The 21959-nt window shown below is 51.1% G+C and carries 17 protein-coding genes; 12 read left to right on the plus strand and 5 right to left on the minus strand.

What is annotated here, in order from left to right:
• Positions 1-36 precede the first annotated feature (36 nt).
• Complete coding sequence (locus FH871_RS23505) at positions 37-1914, minus strand: sodium:solute symporter family protein (protein ID WP_138993872.1); 1878 nt, start codon at positions 1912-1914, stop codon at positions 37-39.
• A 268-nt stretch (positions 1915-2182) separates the two neighbouring features.
• On the opposite strand from FH871_RS23505, the gene FH871_RS23510 reads away from it, so the two are divergent.
• The 3 genes from FH871_RS23510 (at position 2183) to FH871_RS23520 (ending at position 5507) form a co-directional block, all read left to right on the plus strand.
• Complete coding sequence (locus FH871_RS23510) at positions 2183-3055, plus strand: AraC family transcriptional regulator (RefSeq protein WP_138993873.1); 873 nt, start codon at positions 2183-2185, stop codon at positions 3053-3055.
• Between the two features lie 171 nt (positions 3056-3226).
• The gene (locus FH871_RS23515) at positions 3227-3781 is read left to right on the plus strand and encodes a gluconate 2-dehydrogenase subunit 3 family protein (RefSeq protein ID WP_306439250.1); all 555 of its coding nucleotides are present in this window, start codon (positions 3227-3229) and stop codon (positions 3779-3781) included.
• A 13-nt stretch (positions 3782-3794) separates the two neighbouring features.
• A complete protein-coding gene (locus FH871_RS23520) occupies positions 3795-5507 on the plus strand; it encodes a GMC oxidoreductase (RefSeq protein WP_138993874.1) in 1713 nt (570 codons plus the stop codon).
• Between the two features lie 109 nt (positions 5508-5616).
• On the opposite strand, the gene FH871_RS23525 is transcribed toward FH871_RS23520, so the two are convergent.
• Entirely contained in the window at positions 5617-6804 is a 1188-nt protein-coding gene (locus FH871_RS23525) for a glycosyltransferase family 2 protein (protein ID WP_138993875.1), read from the minus strand.
• Positions 6805-7078: 274 nt separating this feature from the next.
• Positions 7079-7528, minus strand: coding sequence for a response regulator transcription factor (locus FH871_RS23530; protein ID WP_138993876.1), 450 nt, complete (start codon positions 7526-7528; stop codon positions 7079-7081).
• A 536-nt stretch (positions 7529-8064) separates the two neighbouring features.
• Between FH871_RS23530 and FH871_RS23535 the strand changes: the two genes are divergently transcribed.
• The 5 genes from FH871_RS23535 (at position 8065) to FH871_RS23555 (ending at position 14046) form a co-directional block, all read left to right on the plus strand.
• A complete protein-coding gene (locus FH871_RS23535; protein WP_138993877.1) occupies positions 8065-9243 on the plus strand; it encodes an acyltransferase in 1179 nt (392 codons plus the stop codon).
• 41 nt (positions 9244-9284) lie between these two features.
• Positions 9285-10718, plus strand: coding sequence for an O-antigen ligase (locus FH871_RS23540; protein ID WP_138993878.1), 1434 nt, complete (start codon positions 9285-9287; stop codon positions 10716-10718).
• Between the two features lie 159 nt (positions 10719-10877).
• Positions 10878-11450: a gluconate 2-dehydrogenase subunit 3 family protein gene (locus FH871_RS23545; protein ID WP_138993879.1), complete on the plus strand. Its 573-nt coding sequence runs from the start codon at positions 10878-10880 to the stop codon at positions 11448-11450.
• 13 nt (positions 11451-11463) lie between these two features.
• Positions 11464-13179, plus strand: a complete 1716-nt coding sequence (locus tag FH871_RS23550; RefSeq protein ID WP_138993880.1) for a GMC oxidoreductase — start codon at positions 11464-11466, stop codon at positions 13177-13179.
• Positions 13180-14046, plus strand: coding sequence for a beta-1,6-N-acetylglucosaminyltransferase (locus FH871_RS23555; protein WP_229317524.1), 867 nt, complete (start codon positions 13180-13182; stop codon positions 14044-14046). It begins immediately after the preceding gene.
• Positions 14047-14051: 5 nt separating this feature from the next.
• Here the strand turns inward: FH871_RS23555 and FH871_RS23560 are convergent, their stop codons facing one another.
• Complete coding sequence (locus tag FH871_RS23560) at positions 14052-14672, minus strand: DapH/DapD/GlmU-related protein (RefSeq protein WP_138993881.1); 621 nt, start codon at positions 14670-14672, stop codon at positions 14052-14054.
• Positions 14673-14690: 18 nt separating this feature from the next.
• Positions 14691-15914, minus strand: a complete 1224-nt coding sequence (locus FH871_RS23565; RefSeq protein ID WP_138993882.1) for a glycosyltransferase — start codon at positions 15912-15914, stop codon at positions 14691-14693.
• Between the two features lie 466 nt (positions 15915-16380).
• On the opposite strand from FH871_RS23565, the gene FH871_RS23570 reads away from it, so the two are divergent.
• From FH871_RS23570 to FH871_RS23585, 4 genes are read left to right on the plus strand one after another with little or no spacing between them, the layout of a single operon-like run.
• Complete coding sequence (locus tag FH871_RS23570) at positions 16381-17112, plus strand: TolC family protein (protein ID WP_229317526.1); 732 nt, start codon at positions 16381-16383, stop codon at positions 17110-17112.
• 14 nt (positions 17113-17126) lie between these two features.
• Positions 17127-19355 (plus strand): lipopolysaccharide biosynthesis protein, encoded by a 2229-nt coding sequence (locus tag FH871_RS23575; protein WP_138993884.1) that lies wholly within the window; start codon positions 17127-17129, stop codon positions 19353-19355.
• Positions 19356-19372: 17 nt separating this feature from the next.
• Complete coding sequence (locus tag FH871_RS23580; RefSeq protein WP_138993885.1) at positions 19373-20809, plus strand: MOP flippase family protein; 1437 nt, start codon at positions 19373-19375, stop codon at positions 20807-20809.
• Between the two features lie 19 nt (positions 20810-20828).
• Positions 20829-21953 carry an acyltransferase gene (locus tag FH871_RS23585; protein ID WP_138993886.1) on the plus strand — a complete coding sequence of 375 codons (1125 nt, stop codon included), beginning with the start codon at positions 20829-20831 and terminating at the stop codon, positions 21951-21953.
• Positions 21954-21959 lie beyond the last annotated feature (6 nt).

Here is a 21959-nt window from a genome sequence, read left to right on the forward strand (position 1 = left end):
TTACAACCATTCGTCAATGCACCAACTACCTATATTTTAATGCATGAATACCGATGAAATTGCCACCGAAACCGGCTTCAGTTCCTCCGCGCGCAGCTTGTCCCACCACGTTTTTTTGAGAATTATTGCACAAACCGCCAGGATCGTCAGCGTGACCGACAATTCGGCATACATGCTGACGATCAGATACATCGGCAGCATTGTCAGGCAGCATTGGGCCACAACGCCCACCACGACGTTGAACGCATCCAGTTTGAAGTTTTTGTTGGCTTCAAACGACGGATCATCGGCCACGACCAACTCATGAATCGGTTGCCAGAACCCCCAGGGGCGAACGGTTCTGTAAAAAGACTTCAGCGTTTCAGATTTCGTCGGGGGGGTCAGCAGGGAACCGGCCACGCAACCGGCCAGCGACAACCCGAACAACAGCGGAAAATAATACAACTCCAGGGTCTCTTTGAACAGGGCGGGAAAAATCAGCGCCGGAACGATCCCAGCCAGCATGCCCCAGAAAAAACCGCTGGCGTTAAACCGCCACCAGTGCCATTTCAGCACATTCGCGGCCACGTAGCCGCCGTATAAGGCCGACACGATCCACTGCAGAATGCTGTTGACATCCCGGACAAACAAGCCCAGCAGAATGCCAAAACCGGCCACTGCCAGCCCCGACGCGTAATTCATCCGGGCAATCCGCCGGTTCGATGCGTGCGGATTGACGTATTTCAGGAAAATATCATTGACGATGTAGGCCTGCGCGGCATTGAGTGTACCGGCAAACGTACCCATGAAAGCCGCCAGCAAACCCGCCAGCAATAGCCCCATCAACCCCGCCGGAACGAATTGCAGGATGGCTGCGGGCAGAATTTTCTCAAAATCGATGGCGCCGTTGGCGGCCTGCAGGTTGAGCTGATCAAAATGCAGCAGGGCCAGAACCGTGAAGCCCATGATCATGGCGTAGCGAACCGGTAGCAGCACGATGGATACAATACCACTCATTTTTGCCGCATCCTGAGGGGATTTGGTCGACAGCACCTTCTGCATGTCGTAATTGGGGGCCGGGCCGGCCAGACTCGCCAGAATGCCTTTGAATGTCATCATCATGAAGAAAATGCCAAACAGCGAAAAACCGTCGGATTTGATTTTGGCGTTTACGGCTTCGATCCTCCCCGTCCAGTTCAGATCGTCGAGCTGCCAGCTAAAAAAAGGCGTATACCAGCCTTTCGGTACGCTCAACGAACTGACCGCCAGGTTGTCCATCGCAATCGACGCAATGACGAATGCAGCAATGGTCATGATAATATACTTCAGAATGTCGCCGATGACGATGCTCGTCATGCCGCCCAGAATGGCGTAAAAAACCGCAAACGAAGTAAAAATGATGCCGTAGAAGGGGGCCACGTAAGCCGGTGAAACCGTAAAAGGTAGATAGGGCGCTACGGTGGAAATGGGAATAAAGATCTCGACAAACTTGCCCAGCCCGACAAATCCGTAGGCCATGAATCCGAGGCAGCTCAGCAGGGCGAAAACGACGACAACCGTGTGGGAAGCCGTTACGCCCCGCCCGGAGCCAAAGCGGGTTCCGATCCATTCCGCACCGGTGGCCACGTTTGACCGGCGCAGCCAGACAGACAGGTACATCATCAGAAAAACCTGGTTGAAAACCGGCCAGAGCCACGGGATCCAGAGGCTCTTCATGCCGTAGACGAACGCCAGTGCCACCATCCACATGGTGCCCGAAATGTCGAACATATCGGATGCGTTCGACAATCCGAGCATATACCAGGGCAGGGTTTTACCGCCCAGCATGTATGCTTCCTTATTTTGGGCCGCTCGTTTTTTCAACCCCAATCCCAGCAAAATAACGGCCACCAGGTAGCCGACTATGATGCTGAGATCAAGAGCTGAAAGTTTCATGAAATAGAGATTGGTTCAATGTTCCAAAAGTATACGCTTTTTACGACTACACAGTAATACTTTTTTAGCATTCTTTTGAACAAATGCTATTATAAAGTGAATGATAATTCTGCCAATTATCCTGTTTTAGACCAATTACACCTCTATAATACAATTTTTACCAATAAATAGCTAAGTTATTCGTAAACAGATTTGATACTATACTCACCCAACGTATGGTACTTTTTGCCTATCTTTGTTTCTGTCTTGCCTGTCACCAGCTATTCCGATGAGTGCGATTTACCGGGAAATTACGCCCCTGACCCAGAATGACTGTTACACGCTTTTTTCACGGATCAAGAAAGATTTCGATTTTCCCCTGCATTCGCACGAGGAGTTTGAACTGAACTTCATTGCCAATGGTGCCGGTACGAAACGGATCATCGGTGATCACACCGACGTGATCGAGGACCTGGAACTGGTGCTGGTGGGCAGCAATCTTCCACACGGGTGGTTTAATCACCAGGGGCCGAGCCAGGAAGTATATGAGGTAACGATTCAGTTTCACCGTGATTTGTTCGACGAAAAATTGCTCCGGCGTAACCAGCTCAGTTTCATCCGGGTACTGCTGGAACGGTCGGCCAAAGGCATTGCGTTTTCGCGTGAAACCATTGAGTCGCTGCGCCCCCGCCTTGAAGCCCTGGCTCAGAAAAGCGGTTTTGACTCGGTGCTGGAACTGCTGTCGATTCTGCACGATCTGTCGATTTCGCGGAACATGCGGACGCTCTCGAACGCGTCGTTCACCAACGATCCGTTGCATTTCAACAGCCGCCGGATCGAGAAAGCGTTCGAGTTTATGCAGGCGAATTACGACAAGGACATTTCGCTGGCCGATTTGTCCAAAGTGGTGAACATGCCGGAAGTGTCGTTCAGCCGGTTTATCAAAAAACGAACCGGGAAGACCTTCATCGATAGCCTGAACGAAATCCGGCTCGGCCACGCATCCCGGCTGTTGATCGATACGACCCACACCATCACCGAAATATCCTACAAGTGCGGTTTTAACAATATGTCGTATTTCAACCGTATCTTCCGTCGAAAAAACGGCTGTACCCCCCGCGAGTTCCGGCAGAATTATTCGGGAATCCGGGTTTTTGTCTAAAGGCGGTAGCCGGTTTTCGTTTACGGTTTTCGTTGAATGGGAAATGCCTGAAAATAGCGAGTAAGGAATATTGAACACTGAATAATGAACACCGAACCTCGAACATAGGGGTAAATGGAAAATCAACTACCGAAAACTATAAACCGAATACCGTAAACCAAAAATAACCTCGTGGAAAGACGAAAAGCACTTAAAAGTTTGGCGGTGGCCGTGGGCGGACTGGTGAGTATGCCGGCTTGGGCAAACGGCTGGAATTCGGCGAACCTCCCGTCGGGAGCGTCGTTTCTGGCTCCCCGCGCCGATGCGGTTTTAGCCGAAGTCGTAGAAACCATCCTGCCCGCCACCGACACCCCGGGCGCAAAAGCCCTGGGCGTTCACACGTTCATCCAGAAAATCGTTACGGATTGCATGGAGCCGTCGGCGCAGGACAGTTTGACCAAAGGACTGATGGCCGTGGAAGCCCTCGCCCAGAAAACCTACAGCAAATCGTTTGCATCGCTCGATGCCGGTCAGAAAGCCGAGGTGCTGAAAACCATAAGCCAGTCGTCGGACGCCGACGAAAAAGGCTTCTTTTCGCTGGTAAAAGGCATGACCATCCGGGGCTACATGACCTCCGAATACGTCATGAACAACATCACCCACTACGAAATGGTACCCGGCCGGTACCACGGTTGTGTGCCGGTGGTGGCCAAAAACACAACGCCTAAAACGCAACAAAACAAATAGCAGCCCGAACCCTATGGCAAATTTTGCAATCGATGCAGTAAAAGCAACCACGTATGACGCCATCGTGATCGGATCAGGGATCAGTGGCGGCTGGGCTGCGAAAGAGTTGACGGAGAAAGGCTTGCGCACACTGGTGCTGGAACGGGGCCGCGACGTCAAACACGTGGTCGACTACCCCACCACCATGCTCAACACCTGGGAAATGGAACACCGGGGGCAGTTGCCGCTCGGCATCCGGAAAGAGAATCCGATTGTGGGCAAATGTTATGCCTTCCACGAAGGATCGGCGCACTTTTTCGTGAAGGATGCGGAACACCCGTATGTGCAGGAAAAACCGTTCGACTGGATCCGGGGCTATCAGGTAGGCGGCAAATCCCTGCTGTGGGCGCGCCAGACCCAGCGCTGGAGCGACTTCGACTTTCAGGGTCCGGCCCGCGACGGTTTTGCGGTCGACTGGCCGATTCGGTACGCCGACATCGCGCCCTGGTACAGCCACGTTGAAAAATTCGCCGGTATTACCGGAAATAAAGACGGTTTAGCCACCTTGCCCGATGGCGAGTTTCTGCCACCCCACGAGTGGAACTGCGTTGAAAAATATTTTAGCCAGCAGATGGCGGCCAAGTACAAAGACCGCCCGGTCATCATGGGCCGGGCCGCTCACATCACTAAACCACAGCCGATTCACCTGCAACAGGGCCGGGCACAATGCCAGCACCGGACCATTTGTGAGCGCGGCTGTCCGTTTGGCGGGTATTTCAGCAGCAACGCGTCGACCCTGCCCTGGGCCGCCAAAACCGGCAAGCTGACGTTGCGACCCCATTCGGTGGTGCATTCGATCATTTACGACGAGAAAAAGGGCAAAGCCACCGGCGTACGCGTGATCGACGCAACCACCAAGGAAATGATCGAGTTTTATGCCAGGATCATTTTTGTGAATGCGGCCGCCCTGAACACAAACTTAGTATTACTGAACTCCACCTCGAACCGGTTTCCGAACGGGCTGGGCAACGACAGTGGCGTATTGGGCAAATATGCCGCTTTCCACAACTACCGGGCGGGCATTTCGGGGGAATACGACGGGTATCTGGAATCGACCACCGAAGGCCGACGCCCCAACAGCCCCTACATTCCGCGATTCAGGAACGTTCACAAACAGGAAACCGACTTCCTGCGGGGTTACGCAGCCGGTTTTTCAGCCAACCGCATTTCCCGGTCGAATCAGGAGGGTTTCGGTGCCGATCTGAAAACGAACCTGGCCAATCCGACGCTGGGCGGCTGGAGTGTGGGTTCGCACATGATGGGCGAAACCATTCCGAAAGAGAGCAATTACGTGGCGCTGGACAAAACCCTGAAAGATCCGTTTGGCATTCCGCAGTTGAAAGTGTCGATTGTGTATGACGACAACGACGACAAGATGGTGAAGGATTACCAGGAGCAGATGATGGAAATGTTCACCGCAGCCGGTTTTAAGAACCTTCGCGTTCGCGACGACAAACGCAATCCGGGACTGGACATTCACGAAATGGGTGGGGCTCGCATGGGTAAAGACCCCAAGACGTCGATTCTCAACAAGTGGAACCAGATGCACCACGTCAAAAATGTGTTCGTAACCGACGGTGCCTCGATGACGTCTACCTCAACCCAAAACCCGTCGCTGACCTACATGGCGCTGACGGCCCGGGCGGTGGATTACGCGGTGAAAGAGATGAAGAAGATGAATCTGTAGAATTAAGTTGTGTCGCGGAGATGAGCGGAGAAAAGGGAGTTGAGCGGAGTTTATTTTTTCTCTGCTCAACTCCCTTTTCTCCGCTCATCTCCGCGATATAGCTTTTTACCTATTTTACGCTCGTTTCCCCGTGGGGCGTGTGCAGAAATTTCTTCCCGGCGGCTTTGATTTTCAGCAGGGAACGCATCATGCGAAAGACCAGCAGCGGAAAAGTCAGGATATCCCGAATGGAGATTTTCTGCCAGAGGTAACCCGGAATCGAAATCAGGAGGCTAAACAGCAAAGTCCCCAGCATAAAGCCAAAATAGCCCCAAACCACGGGGTTACCAATCACCAGGCCAACCAGTGTCCCCACAAACAGGAGGGCGAGAAACAGCACGCGTGGGATGAGCAGCGCCTTCAGCAACCCGTTGAAGGCATGCCAGTTTCCCCTCATCAATTGCCGGATGCCGGTGCCGAAATACAGCTTCACAAAGTGAATCTGAGCGGCAATCCAGCGGGTTCGCTGGCGCTCAAACACCTCCAGATTCTGTACCTTCTCGTCGTAAATCAGGGCCTGTTTCAGGTACGCGATTTCAATGTCTTCGGTCAACAGCAACATTTCCAGCTCTTTGTCGTAGCCCCCCACCGACCGAATCTGGCCCATGGCCCGCTTCATCGTTTCGGGTTCGAACGCCATGCCTGACCCAATCAGCGATGCCGAGAAGCCCAGCGCCCGCTGCCCACCCCGAAACAGGTGGTTGTTGACTTCTTCATTCATGGCGTCCAAAACCGCCACGCTGGTATTGGTGTTTTTAGCCACCCGATGGCCCTGAACCGCCCGCCAGCCGCAATCGAACGCCTGGTTGATCCGGTGCAGAAAATCGGGTGCCATGTGGTTGTCGGCATCGGAAACGAGCACAATGTCGTATACCTGTTCCGGAAGAAGTTCGAGGGCTTTTGTCAACGATTTCTGAACCGTCGATTCTTCAAAACTTACCACCAGCACTTTGATTGGAAATTGGGCGAGTTGCTGCAATGTCTCGGCGCGAAACGAGTCGGCAATCACGAAAAGATCGTAGGAATCGGCGGGATACGTCTGTTGAAGATTGGCCTGGACCGAGTCCAGAATGACTTTATCCTCCTTGTAGGCGGGTATCAGAACGGCAATTCGGCGGGTGCGAGTGGTGGCTTTGCTTGCGGGTTCGCTGTCGTCTCCGCCAAACCAGCCTGCCACGGCACAAATTAGAAGATAAAGAATATTAAATCCGAGGTACAGACCGATCGGCAGAAAAATCAGATACCCTACAAAATCCATGATCCGGTAAAATTATCACTGTACAAATCAATTCTGTTTGTCAATTTGTCTGATAATTTTCGTTTCACCCAGGATACGGCGTTTTTTTTTACGGCGGTTTTCCTCTTTCTAACCATCAGATTCATGCCGATCTGACAGCAAATAATATACCATTTAATCAGTTAAGCGTATTATCAACCCAAAGATTTCCAATCGGGCTTGGGTTGCGAACTTTTCAGGGGTCTACGTTCAATAAGTAGGACAGAGAAATCAATGTCTGGTAATAAAATACGCGTTAAGCCCGGACGGGTACTGCCTGTGCGTAAATGGGGGCTGAACCAACCACGGGCCGCGAAAAGGCATTCGACGCCCGACGGAGCATTGCCCGGATTTTCGCCTGCAATTCGAGCGGATTGAACGGTTTCGCCATGCAATCATCAGCGCCATTTTCCAGACACCGAATGCGAAAGTTGCTGTCTTCAGACCCCGACAGGGCCAGAATCGGAAGCGAATGGTAGCGGCTGCTTTTCCGTACCAGTTGGATCAATTCCAAACCGTCGAACTTCGGCACTTTCAGGTCGGTGACAATAAAATCGGCAGAAAAGCCTTTTTCGAGCAGATTCATGGCTTCATTTCCGTTGGAGACCACAATCACATTGAACTCGGCGGCAAGCGTCTCCTGCAGGATACGAACCAGGAAACGGTTATTCTCTACAATCAACAGGTTTATTTTTGGGACTTTCATAGCAAGTTGTTGTTTGGTTCAAATCGAGATAATAAAAAATTACGCCAATGTTTCCATTCTAAGTAAAAACACTCACAATACACTTCACTTTTTACAAATTAACGGGCAAATATCGGATATAAAAGCAGCATCTTCAGAAGTTTGAAATCTAGTCATACTTGGCTATATCACAATTTAACAACCTGTTCTTTAGGCAATTAAATTATTTTTTCATTAAACCTTTTCCCTTCCGCCAGTGAATATTATCAAACACCGGGACAAATATAGAGTACCTAATTTGAAGTCAAAACAAAATGTGTAATTATTTTTGCAATATGAGAAATTAATCGTGCTACTCATGTTCGAATTACCAGAAAACAAACCGAAGTGTGGCCATAGACCGGAAATGTTACCGTATTTCTACTCTAGGTATCACCCATTATACAGAATACCCAAATTATCAGACACACTTGGCACGATATGTGATTAGTATTCAAGGCTACTTCTGACAGATTATGACTGTTTTTCAACGGTAGCCCGTGAACACAACCGGCACAATGCGAGCAGTCTACTTTCCTAATTTAAACGGCTTACGATTCATCGCTGCTCTTTGGGTGATCATTCACCACATCGAACAAATCAAGCTCATTTTCAAAGTCGATAACTACTGGCATTTGCCGTTCGTCGATCTGATCGGGAAGCTGGGTGTCGTGCTGTTTTTTGTCTTGAGCGGTTTTCTGATCACCTACCTGCTTTTGCAGGAAAGAGCAGTTACGGGTACGATTGCGATCCGCCATTTTTACCTGCGACGGGTGCTCAGAATCTGGCCGCTGTATTACCTGATCGTGGTTTTAGGCTTGTTCGTGCTGCCCCACATCCCGTTTTTTGACATTCCGATTTATTCTGATTTATTGCACAGAAGTTTCCTGGTCAAAGTCATCCTGTTCATTGTTATTCTGCCCAACCTGGTAGCCACGCCCGTACCCCACATCAACCAAACCTGGTCGATTGGAGTGGAGGAGCAATTCTACGCCTTCTGGCCTTTGCTGATGAAAAAGGTGGGCCATCCGCTGCGGGTGGCTGTGGGTACGATTGTAGTCTATCTGGTGATCAAGTTTGGCCTGGTCTATCTAACCTCCAGTGGCATTACCAATCAGGCAATCAGCTTTGTAGCAAAATTCTGGAACAGCTTTAACGTGGATTGCATGGCAATTGGCGGTGTGATTGCCTGGGCACTTTTCTACCGCCGGGAAGGCATCCTCCGCGTTCTGTTCAACCGCTGGTTGCAAGCCGCCGTTTACTTGCTAACGGCTTTCATGATTGTTCGGGGGGTTGAAATCCCGTATCTGCACCAGGAAACGTATGCCTGTCTGTTTGCGGTGATCATCCTCAACCTGGCCGCCAATAAACAGACACTCATCAAACTCGAACACCCGGTTTTACATTACCTCGGCAAGATTTCGTTCGGCATTTACATGTACCACATGATCGCGATTTTAATCGCTTTCAAACTGCTGCAACCCGTTTTTCCGGGCAACAACTGGCTGCTCTACAGTGCCAGCATTCTGCTGACCATTCTACTGGCTGCGGCCTCCTACGAATGGTTTGAACGTCGTTTTATCAAGGCTAAAATCAAATATTCCAAAGTCGTCAGTGGCGACAATATTGCCGAGCCGGTTGCCAATTCACCCGGCGCTACGGACGCCATCCAACCGACCCTGACCAACACCAAATAACCGTACCGGGAACGCCTTTCCGAGGGTTCCAATTCGCAAAAATGGGCAATCAGACCGCTTCCTTATCGTACGCTATACAGAAGAACTTCTGGTTATTCAGCCTGCTTGGAACGCTCATTGCCGTGGCTTCCGGTTTCCTAATTGCCAGACTAGGAATTCTTGGATCGGCGGCCATTATCATCCTACCGCTCGGGCTTCTTCTGGTGGGAGGTGTGCTGGCCGAACCCAAATTTGGTTTTCTGGTCTATGTGCAGCTCAGTTTTCTGGTCAATGCCCTCGCCCGTTTTCTGCCCGTCAGCATTCCATTCGGGATGATCATCGACGGCATTCTCGGACTAACCGTGCTGAGTCTGATCGTGAACAACCGGCGATTGTCGTGGAAACGGTTGCATCATCCGGCTTTTTACCTCGTCGGAATCTGGTTTTTTTACACGGTGCTGGAAATCTTTAATCCGGAATCGCCCTACCGGGCGGCCTGGTTTTTTCACGCCCGCTCCTTTTCCCTGCACTTTTTCATCGTCACCTGCACCATTCTGGTCATCGACCTGACGCGGGGCGATATCCTGATTATTCTTCGAACCTGGCTTGTCTGGTCCTTTCTGGCGGCCCTCTGGGCGTTTAAACAGCAATACATTGGTCTGACAACCAACGAGATGATCTGGCTCAATTCGGGGGCGGCTTCGACTCACATCCTGTTTGGTCACCTGCGCAGTTTCTCGTTTTACACTGATGCCTCGCAGTTCGGTGCCGAGATGGCCGCCGTTTCGCTCCTTTGTTTTATCTGGAGCTTTGAATCCGAAACGTTACCGCGCAAGCTGGGGTACCTGTTCCTGTTGCTGGTCTATTTCTGGGGCTACGCCGTTTCGGGAACGCGGAGTGCCCTTTTTGTGCTGATTGCCGGCTACGGCTTTTACTTATTCATGAAACGGGATCTATTTAAAATTGCCATTGGCATTTGCGTGGCGGCTCCCCTGCTTTTTGTTCTGAAATACACCAACGCCGGTAGCGGTAATTACCAGATTCAACGCATGCGAACGGCCCTCAACCCGCTGGAAGATCCGTCGTTTCTGCTGCGGTTGAAAAACCAGCAAAAGCTGGCTAACTACCTGAAAGACTTACCATTCGGGGCAGGCATTGGAACATCGCTCGATACGGGCCAGCGTTTTTCGCCCAACCACTGGGCCGCCCAGATTTCGCCGGACAGCTGGTATGTCGAGCTGTGGATCGAAACCGGCCGGGTGGGCATGGTTCTGTACATTATGATGCTGATCGCGCTGATTTCGATTGGGGTCTACCGGGTCTGGCACCTGAAAGATCCGTGGCTCACCTCCACAATGCGGGGCCTGGTGGCGGTTTTTGTCGGCATTGCCGTCATGGGGTATTCCAACCCGGTTCTGGGTCAGTTCCCCACCAGTTCCATGCTGTTCATCAACGCACTGCTGTTTACCACCTGCAATCGGTGGGACCGGAGTTAGGCGAACCGTATTCGGTTTATGGTATTCGGCAACAGACGCATGATATCTGTCGGTTTTGTAACTGCGCTACCCAGCAGGCGTCAGCCACCGGATACCGTAAACCGAATACTATAAACTACTTAGAAACTAATAATAGTCTAATCTTTATCCTCAACCCGTATGAAACGTCGCCAAGCCATTCTGGGAATCGCCCTTTTGGGAACTGGCAGTGTAATCGTGAATGGCTTCAAGTGGATTTCCTGGTACAAAAATCCCGATCTGGTGTTCATCCACAGCCAGAAAGAACTCCTGGCGGCTTTGGCTGAAACGATTATTCCGGCAACCGACACGCCGGGTGCCATTGCCGCCGGGGTACCCGATTTCATCCTGAAAATGGTGCTGGAAAACACGCTGAAGGTTTCCCAAAACCGCTTCATCGAAGGCCTGAAAGCCGTCGATCCTTACAGCATCAGCCGGTTTGGAAAACCGTACGTAAACTGTTCCCGGCAGGAGCAGAACGAGGTGATGCGGCATTTCGAAAGAGACGGAAAACCGTTTGAGGGAATTCCCGGAAAAGTGGAGCGGAAACTGATTGGCAATTCGTTTTTTACCACCCTGAAAGAATACACCTGCGTCGGGTATTACACGTCGATGACCGGCGCAACCCAGGGGCTGGCCTATGTTTTTACGCCAGGCCACTACACCGGTTGTATTCCGCTTTTTGCCGGACAAAAATCCTGGGCCATCCGCTAACCACGACCTTTCCATGACCCCCATTCCTGTTAAAAACAACGGAAAAGAATTGTATACCTTCGATGCCATTGTCGTCGGCTCCGGCATCAGTGGTGGCTGGGCCGCCAAGGAACTCTGTGAGCAGGGCTTGAAAACGCTGGTGCTGGAACGGGGCCGGAATGTCGAGCACATTACCGACTACCCCACCTCCGAGAAAAACGCCTGGGAATTTCCCTACCGGCTTAGCACCGTGTTGCAGGACCGACGGCAAAGTCCGGTTCAAAGCAGTTGTCCGGTGTATAACGAAGCCACCAAACATTTTTTTGTCAACGACCAGGAACACCCCTACGTCCAGGAAAAGCCGTTCTCGTGGATCCGGGGCTACCAGGTGGGCGGACGCTCGCTCACCTGGGCACGGCAATGCTACCGGCTCGGCGAACTGGATTTCGAAGCCAACGCCAAAGACGGCATTGCCGTCGACTGGCCCATCCGGTACAGGGAAATTGAACCCTGGTACGATTACGTCGAGAAATTTGTCGGCATCAGCGGTCAGGCCGAAGGGCTCCCCCATTTACCGGACAGCCAGTTTCTGCCCCCTATGGAGCTGAACTGCGTGGAAACCCACCTGAAACAGCAGATTAGCCGTCACTACAAAGACCGGATTCTTACCATTGGCCGGGTTGCGAACCTCACGCGCGGCTGGAATGGGCGTGGCCCCTGCCAGCACCGGAACCTGTGCAACCGGGGTTGCCCGTTCGGCGGGTATTTCAGCAGCAATTCGGGCACATTGCCCGCAGCAGCCCATACGGGAAACCTGACGTTACGACCGGATTCCATTGTGGCCGAAGTGCTGTACGACGAACGCAAAAACCGGGCAACCGGCGTGCGGGTGATCGACGCCCACACGCACGAAGTGACCGATTATTTTGCCCGGATTATCTTCCTGAATGCGTCGACGATTGCCACATCCTCGATTTTGCTGAACTCCGTCTCCAGCCGGTTTCCCAACGGCCTGGGCAATTCGAGCGATCAGGTCGGGCGGAATCTGATGGATCATTTCATGATGGGCGGAGCACAGGGCGAGTTTGAAGGCTTTCAGGATCAGTACTATAGCGGTCGGCGGCCCACTGGTTTCTACGTTCCCCGCTTCCGCAACATCAGCCCCGAAACCCGGAGCAAAGACTACCTGCGCGGGTTTGGGTACCAGGGCCGGGGCGAACGGGCCGAGTGGGGTGAGTTATACCGGGGCACCAGCGGTTTTGGTGAATCGCTGAAAGCCACGCTCGCTGCACCCGGCCCCTGGAACGTGGTGATGGGGGCCTGGGGCGAGACCCTCCCCTACGACGACAACCGGGTGACCATTGACCCGGAAGAGCGCGACCAATGGGGTTTGCCACTCGTGCGGGTCAATTTCAAGTACCGCGAAAACGAGATCAACATGCGCCCGGACATTAAAAACAGCGCGGCAGAAATGCTCGAAAAAGCCGGCTTCAAAAAGGTGGAAAAATTCTACTTCGACCAGCCACCGGGTTCGGCCATTCACGAAATGGGAACCGCCCGGATGGGCCGCGACCCCAAAACGTCGGTGCTCAACGCTTTCAACCAGATGCACGATGTCAAAAATGTGTATATTACCGACGGCAGTTGCATGACCTCGTCGGCCTGCCAGAATCCGTCGCTGACCTACATGGCGCTGACGGCCCGGGCCTGCGCCCATGCGGTTTCTGAACTGAAGAAATTAAATCTGTAGATGATAGCGAACGACCGTCTGAAACTGGCCCATTTGATTCTGGCCCACGGACAACCCGAGCAACTCAGCCGCCTGATTCAGTCATTGCAGCACCCAAATGCGGATTTTTACATTCACATTGACGAAAAAACCGATCTGACGCCGTTCCTGAAAATGCGGAAAAACCTGAACGTTTTCTTCATCCGAAAACGGGAAAAGGTGTTTTGGGGCGCCTACAGCATTGTTCAGGCCACGCTGAACGGGTTTGAAGAAATCGTTGCTTCCGGCATTCCGTATGCGTACATCAATCTGCTGAGTGGCCAGGATTATCCGCTCAGACCACCCGGTTTTATTCATGATTTCCTGAAAGAAAACGCCGGAACGCAGTTCATGGAGTTTTTGTCGGTGGATTACGAATGGCACGAGGCTTTGCCCCGGGTGAAAAAATACCACCTCATCAATTATTCTTTTACCGGAAAATACGCGGTCGAAAAGCTGCTGAATGCGGTATTACCCAACCGGAAAGCACCGGAAAACCTAACCTTTGTGGGTCGTTCTCAATGGTTTACGATTACGTTAGGCGCGGTTCGCTACATTCTGCTCTACCTCCGCGAGCATCCGCAGGTCGTCCGCTTTTTTAAAATGACCTGGGGAGCCGACGAACTGATTTTTCAAACCATTCTGTATAATTCCGCTTTCAAACCGGCGATGCGCAACGAGAACCTGCGCTACATCGACTGGTCGGAAGGAAACGCGAGCCCGAAAACGCTGACGGTTGCGGATGAAACCGCCTTGCGGGACTCCGGGAAGCTCTTTGCGCGAAAATTCAACAGCACGACGGAGCCCGAAATCATGGACATTCTGGACGCTTCGTTCCTGAAACGCTGACATTTTCAGACCTGAACCGCCGGTTTTGTCCACGTTTTTTCGACCGGGTCATACTGCTTCAGCAAACGGGCCGGGTTTCCGCCCACGACAGAATACGGCGGAACGTTTCGCGTCACGACACTCCCCCCTGCCACCACCGAATGCCGCCCGATGGTGACCCCCGCCGTAATGACGGCATTGGCACCAATCCAGCATTCTTCTTCAATCACAATTGGCCGGGTGACGACGGGTTGCTCCCGAATCGACCGGCTCACGTCTTCGTAGGAATGGTTCAGGCCCGACAGTACGACGTGCTGGGCAATGATCACATCCGTCCCGATCGTCACCGGCCCAATCACCACCGACCCAATACCGACCGTACACCGATCCCCAATCAAAACCGGTCCCACGCCGTTGTTGATCACACTGAACGCTTCGATCACACTGTTTGAACCCAGCGCGAAGGGGCTGAAAGGCAGCACATCGAGCCGCACCGACGAGCGGATCATCGACGTCCGGTGCCGTTTGTGAATGAACGGATTCACGAACCAGCTCACCCATCGCCGGGGCCGGGCCTCATGCCGGGGAATCAACAGCCAGTGGATCAGGTGTTTTAGCCGGGGGTTGCGGTCAATGAACGCTTTCATACGGTTTTCAGAAACGATTCAGGTGGTTTGGGGCTGAGAGACCAGCTGTTGATCAATGGCATCGGTTAAGGCCCCCACCGAATTGGCCCAGGTATGCTCCCAGGCAAAGGCAATCCGTTCGTCGGGCGACGACAGGATATTCCCATTCAGAACATCGGCGATGCGGGCAACAAATTGCTCTGCGTTTTCGGCCAGGTAAACGTGTCGGTCAAACAACGCCATCGTTTCCGTTTTACCGGCAACCACCGGTTTTCCCATCGCCAGGTATTCGTCAATTTTGCGCGGATAATTCCCGATGGTCACTTCGTTCAGGACCTGCGGATTGATCAATACGTCCATAGCCGCCAGATAGGCCGGGATCTGATGGGGTGATTTGGGACCCAGAAACGTCACATTGGGCAAGGCGTTTAATCGTTCGGTGGGGAACGAGTCGTCGGTGGCACCAATCAGAACCATCTGCCAGTCAGGTCGTTGGCGGGCGACGGTTTCGATCAGACCACCATCCAGCCGCAAACCGGTGAGCGCGCCGGCATAGCCAATGCGGGGATGGGGAATCGCAGCCATGTCGGCCGGTATTTCGTGGATAGCCGCCGGATCGAACATTTTCAGATCGCACCCCTGCCCCACATACACCGAACGCGGGTTATACCGGGCCGCCTGGTTGGCGAGGTAGAGCGAATTACTGGCAACCAGATCGACCTTGCTCATCAGCAGCGGTTCCAGCCGTTCGCCGTGCCGTTTCCAGAAATCGACCGCCAGAAAATTGTCCCGCAGGTAGTAGACATACAACGCCGGTCTGAGTAATTCTTTCAGGTAAAAGCCCTGAAGCATGTCATTGTCATTGATCAGTACGAAGGATTTCCAACCTAACTCCTTCACCGCCAGCTTGATTTCGTTCGACAAAACCGTCCCGTTGTAGCGGTTGGCCCAATCATACAGGGGCGTGTCGGGCAGCCAGTTGAAGGACCCTAACAACGATCGGGGCGACAACACCCAGAGGTTCGGTTCGGCTTCAAACAGATGCTTCCCCTGGTTTTCGGCCACAAATTCATCGCGTCGCTGCGCCCGGCCCGATTTGTTGGAAAGCCGTGCCGACCAGTCCAGCGGTTCGTTGACAAACAGCACCGGATGGTTTTCGGACAAGGTTCGGGCCATGTCCCGAATGTTGCTGCCCAACTGCTTTTCCTCCCAGGGCTGCCGGGAAGTGATGACAAAATTCGTTCTGCCAGACAACTTATTCATGATTCCGTATGATACCTGATTAGACTTTCTCGACGATCTTTTAATTATGTCTGATAAACAACATCTTCACCAATCTCTTTCCAGGAAGGACAGAGCAAATAGTATGCTTAATTTTCGGGAGACTAGCGTATCTGAGTATTTGTCTGATAATTTAAATTGGAGCAGGCTCAAATCATTTTCGAAATAAATATTACCGGGGTCACTCTGCATCTATACGCAGACTCATTCGCTTACAATATAAAGAAAAACAATTAGTTAAGAGAAATCTCTACTTTATCCCTGCGGATGTCATACAAACCTCACAACCACAGAATGGTACTGTTTTTGCTACCAGTATTCTGTTAATTATACCATGCGACCTTCAACGGGCCGATCCTTCGTGATGACATCCAGATTATTAAATTTAGTATTCAATACACATCGAAAGGGTATCATATTGCCCTTCTGTTGTCTATTTATAACCTCTTTGCTTTACGGTCAAACGACGGCTCCCACTGCACAAACGCCCGCTGCTCAGGCGGCTTCGGCACCCAATGACACGCTCTACCTCGACATTACCCAGGATCTGTCTACACAACTTCTGCCTTTTGAAGAAATCTACAAACTCGCCCTCACCCGGTCTCCCCTGATCCGGCTGGAAAATGAATCGATTATAACCCAAAATGCCGATTACAAACTTTCTAAAATTCAGATCCTGGAATCGGCGACCGGTTTTACCAATTACTCCTTCGGGAACCAGGCGATTCTGTCGAACACCTCTTTTGGAGCCGATGCGCTGGGGCAGATTGCCAATGGATACCGGACGGGCGTCGGGCTTCAGATCAGTCTGTATGACCTGTTTGGCAGAGGGCATAAAATCCGGCAAGCCCGCGCCAATTATCAGACATCATTAATTAAAAAAGAAATAGCCGAGTTGCAGTTAAAAAAAGATCTGGTTACTGTTTATCAGGATTTGATGACCTCGCAGCGGGTGTTAAAAATCCGAATTCAGGACGAACAGGCGGCTTTTGCGGTTTACCGGATTGCCGAAGCCGATTCCCAGCAGGGGCGCATCGATCCGAAAAGTATGGCCACAGCCAGCAATGGCTATGCCCAAACAAAGTCCATTGCCGAACAGGCACGCGGTGAATTTCTGAAAAACGTCTTCTACCTCGAAGCAACGGTGGGCGTTCCGATTCAACAACTAAAACGGAAATAACTCCAATCTCTTCAATGACACCACGGGTTTTCCTGCGTCTATTAAAACAACATGCGCTCTGGTTTATTCTGATTCCTGCTCTGACGGCGGGTTCAGTCTATTTTTTTACGAAAGATGACCCCCGGGTTTTTAAATCCCAGGCAACCCTCTACACGGGGCTGGCTTCCGGCTATTCGCTGCTTTCGGATCAGCAGGCCGGTTTTATCGACCACTCGGCGGCTGCTTTTGAAAACTTGCTGACTACCCTCAATTCCAAGGAAACCCTGCGTCAGATTGGGGTGGATTTGCTGACCCGACACCTGCCGCTCGACAAGCCGGAGGGTAAAATTCTGTCACAACCGGCCTTCCAGGAACTGCGTCTGTACATTCCGGAAAATCTGCGGCTTTCGCTGACCAAAAACGCGGACGAAGCCACGCTGCACGCCCGGATCGACAGCCTCTCCCGCACCACTGCCGACAACCCCGTTCAGTTTGTCCTCATGAAATCATACGCCTATTGCTCGATCGCAACGATTGGAAAAAAGTTGAAAGCGACGCGCCGTAGCCCCAGCGACATGCTCGATCTGGAGTATGAATCCTATGATCCGGCGGTGGCGCAGCAAACCCTGAGTTATGCCATTACCATCCTGAACAAACGGTATACGACCCTGAAAACCGCCGAGACCAACTCGGTGGTCAGTTATTACGAAGAACAGACAAAGGCAACAAAGCAGCGACTGGATGAGGCCGAAAACAAACTCCGGGCTTTCAGTGTGCAACATAAATTGCTGAATTTCGAGGAAGAATCGAAAAACGTCGCGGCTTCGCGGGAGCTGTTTTCCGGTGATTACAACAAGGAGCTGATGACCAACAAAGCCGCCAAGGCGTCCATGGATGCGTTGAACAAACGCCTGGGGCAACTGGGGCCTCTGCTGCTGGCCAATGGAGATCTGAAAGCAAAACAGGCCGATTTAACAGACGCACAAAATCAGTTGGTCAACGCCCAGGCGTATGGACAGCCGCAAAACGTCGTTACGCGGTTGCAGAACCGGGTCGAACAGGCCTCGGAAGCCCTGAAAGTAACGGCCCGCAATTATACGGCTGCCGAAAGTACGCCCGAATCCATCCCGCAACGCACCCTGTTGAACGAGTGGCTGGAGAAAGTAATCGACTTTGAAGAATCATCGGCCCGGCTCGAAGTCTACAAATCGCGCATGGGCGAATACCAGGCCAAAACCGAGGAATACAGCCCGCTGGAGTCCGAACTTCGGCAGTTAAACCGGGATTTGACACAGGCCGAAAAAGACCACATAGCCTCGGTACACTATCTGAATCAGGCCATTACGCACCGCCAGGACATTTCTGTCGAAGGGGCCTTGACCACGCTGGATGCCCCAAATTTTCCGTATGATGCGCAATCGAAACGGTGGCTGTTCATTGCGCTGGGCTTCGGCGTGGGCTTGTTCATTGCCCTGCTGTTGACCGCCATCCGGTTCTGGATCGACCGCCGGATCAGCTCGCCGGAACAGGCCGAGTCACTGATCGGACGACCCGTTGCCGCCGTTTTCCCGACAGTTCGCAAGTTTACGATCGACTCCAAAGCCGGACGGACGGCCCTGAGCATGTTCGAGCAGTTGTGCAATGCGATCAATTTCGAGATCATCAAAACCACCGCGACAAAACCGTATCCGCCCCTGATCACGCTGTTCAGCGTGCGGTCGAAACAGGGGAAAACCTGGGTGGCCAACAGCCTCGGCCGGATGTATGCCGAAGCCGGCCAGCAGGTCGCCTATTGTTATCCGCGCCTGAACGACGAGCAGCAGAAAATCGAGCAGGAAGGCGTTACATTTTTCCCCTACACCCGGCGCTCGGACCTGATGAACGTCACGGAAATCGATTACCTGTTCGACGAAGAAACCAAATTCGATGCCTCCCAATACGACCGGATCATTCTGGAAATACCAGCGCTCATCAGCAGTCCGATCCCGGTTTATCTGATCGATCAAAGTACAGTTTCGATTCTGGTGACGGATGTTAACAGCATCTGGGCCCGAACGGAGCGGAAAGTGCTGGAGATGTACCTGAAAATTGCCACCCACACGGTCGTAACGGTCTTGAACCGGGTCGACGGCAGTTACATCGACGCCCCCAGCAAGGCCGATGCCCAGCAAAGACCGGTTCAGCCCGAGCATTCGGTGGAAGTACAACGCACCCTCCGTTCATTGGAAAACCAGCGGACACTTCAATACGGAAAACTATCGTAGCCGATTTTTAAAGGAACATGAGTACGAAACAACAGGCCATCAGTGGCGGGAAATGGATCACAATTTCCACCGTAATTTCGACGGTGTTCCAGTTTCTGCAGGTTTCCATTCTGGCCCGAATTCTGGAACCGTCTATTTTTGGGGTGGTCAGCGTGAGCACGCTGATCATCAATTTCTTTTTCATTTTCAGCAATTTAGGCTTTTCCAACTCCATCATTTCCAAGCAGGAAAGCGACCCCAAGGTGCTCTCAACCCTGTATTTTATGGGCTTACTGCTGGGAGGAACCGTCTTCCTGATCGTCTATTTCAGCTCACCGCTCGTCGTATCGTTTTACCACGAACCCCGGCTGGACAAAGTCATTAAACTGGCTTCCTTTTATTTCATTATTAACTATTTAGGCCAGATTTATCTGTTCATTCTCCAGAAAGAACTGCAATTTAAATCGGTCGCCATCATTGAAATCATTGGCACTTTTACCGGTACGTCCATTGCCATCGCCATGGCCTATAATGGATTTGCCGAAACGTCCCTGATCATTGGGTATCTGATCATGCACGTCGTCCGAACGGCCCTGTCGATTATCCTCGGTTTAAAGTATTTTATTCCTTCTCTTTATTTCAACCTCAGCATCATTAAAGAACACCTCCGGTTTGGGTTGTTCAATGTCGGTGACGGTTTGATCGGTTTTATTCAGGGGAATGCGGATAACATCATCGTCGGTAGTTTGCTGGGCGTAACGTCGCTGGGCTATTACACCATCGCCTATCAACTGGCGGTTTTTCCCATCAATAAACTGAATCCCATCATTTTGCAGGTAGCCTACCCGGTGCTGGCGAAGATGAAGGGCAATGATCTGGAATTAAAAAACTCGTATTTGAAAATTCTGGACATCATCAGTTACCTGAATCTGCCGCTATTGGCTGGTTTATACATCACCGCCGAAAGCGTTGTTCCGCTGTTTTACGGGCCGGGCTGGGACAACACCATTCCGCTGATCAAGATCTTTGTTTTCCAAAGCTTTTTTGGCTGTCTGGCCCACCCGTTGTTTACCCTGGCCTTCACGAAAGGGAAGCCCAACCTGCTGTTCTACTTAAACCTGGCTACCCTGGTAATCAAGGTTCCGTTGCTTTATTTTTTCGGGAAATACTGGCACGTTACCGGCATTGCTTTCTCTTATCTGACCACCACCTTCATCAGTTTAATCCTGAACTTTTACATCGCTCATTCACTCATTGGAAGTTTTATAAAAGAATTCATAGCGAACATCATCAAACCGCTTAGTTTCTGTGCCTTGATGGTGTTGATGATCTTTGCCTATAAATATTTCGTCGGTTATGCCGGGGTGCTCAATACCGTAGCGGAAGTAGCCATTGGCGGGTTGATTTATTTAACCCTGACGTTGCGGTATAAAGTAACCCTGCCGGAAATCAGGACATTCCGACAATCGTTGTAAAACAGACCAGAATCCATTCATGAAACATCGATTCCAGGTTCTCGATATATTCCGGGGCATTTTTGCTTCGATGGTGGTCTTTTTTCACGCATCACCCTTTGCCGACACGCCCTTGCTCAACAACCCTTTTGTTGATAATTCGGACATGTTTGTCGATTTCTTTTTTGTATTAAGCGGTTTTGTCATTACGTATAGTTACCCCACGATGGCGACCGGAGCCGAGTTCGGAACATTTATCAAAAAACGCCTGCTCCGGATCTATCCGCTGCATTTTATTTTACTAGGCTGTTTTGTCATAATCGAGAATATCAAGCTCTACTTTTCAAGCTATATCCACATCAATCAGCCGTTTAATGAAAGCAACAACGTTTTTACCTTTTTCACCTCTCTCTTCCTGCTGAATTCGGTAAAAATGCCGGGTGTCCACGACGTAAGCTGGAACATTCCGAGTTGGTCGATCAGTGCAGAAATGGTTTCCTACCTGCTTTTCGGTGCCGTGCTGGTGTTGCTGTTCAAAACCGGTTTGCAAGCACTGAAATACCTTTTTTTGAGTTTATTACCGATTCTGGCACTCTTCATTCTGGTCGTAGTAACGGGTCGGTATGAAATCAATTATAGCTTTGACTACGGTTTTTTACGAGGCATTATCGGTTTTTTTACCGGGTCTTTAGGGTACTACGTATTCAATCGATTTTATCCGGTATTGAGCACGATAAAATCAGGACTCTTTTCAATAGTCGAAATCCTGTCGATGCTGGTTCTGGCCAGCATGATTTATTTTGGAAAAGAACTAAAAGCAATCGGATTCGTCTATGAACTTATTTTTTTTATAGCCATTCTGACCTTTTCATTTGAACGGGGTATCCTTTCGGTTTTATTAAAAAAATCGAACCTCTTAAAAAACATTGGAACCTACAGTTACTCCATTTACATGACCCATACCCTGTTATTGAGTCTGTTTAATGTGATTTTTATCCGGTTGCTCAAGCTCCCTCCTTCGGCCTATGTCTATCTGGTATTCTTGAATTATTACCTCATCTATATCGTGTCACAATGGACTTACCACCACATTGAAATGCGGTTTAACAAAGGCATAAAGTTCGTTTCGTTTGGAAAAAAGAAAGTGGTTTCAAAAATAAGTTAACGGAAA

It is taken from the genome of Larkinella sp. C7 (assembly GCF_006149005.1).
Taxonomy (GTDB): Bacteria; Bacteroidota; Bacteroidia; order Cytophagales; family Spirosomataceae; genus Larkinella.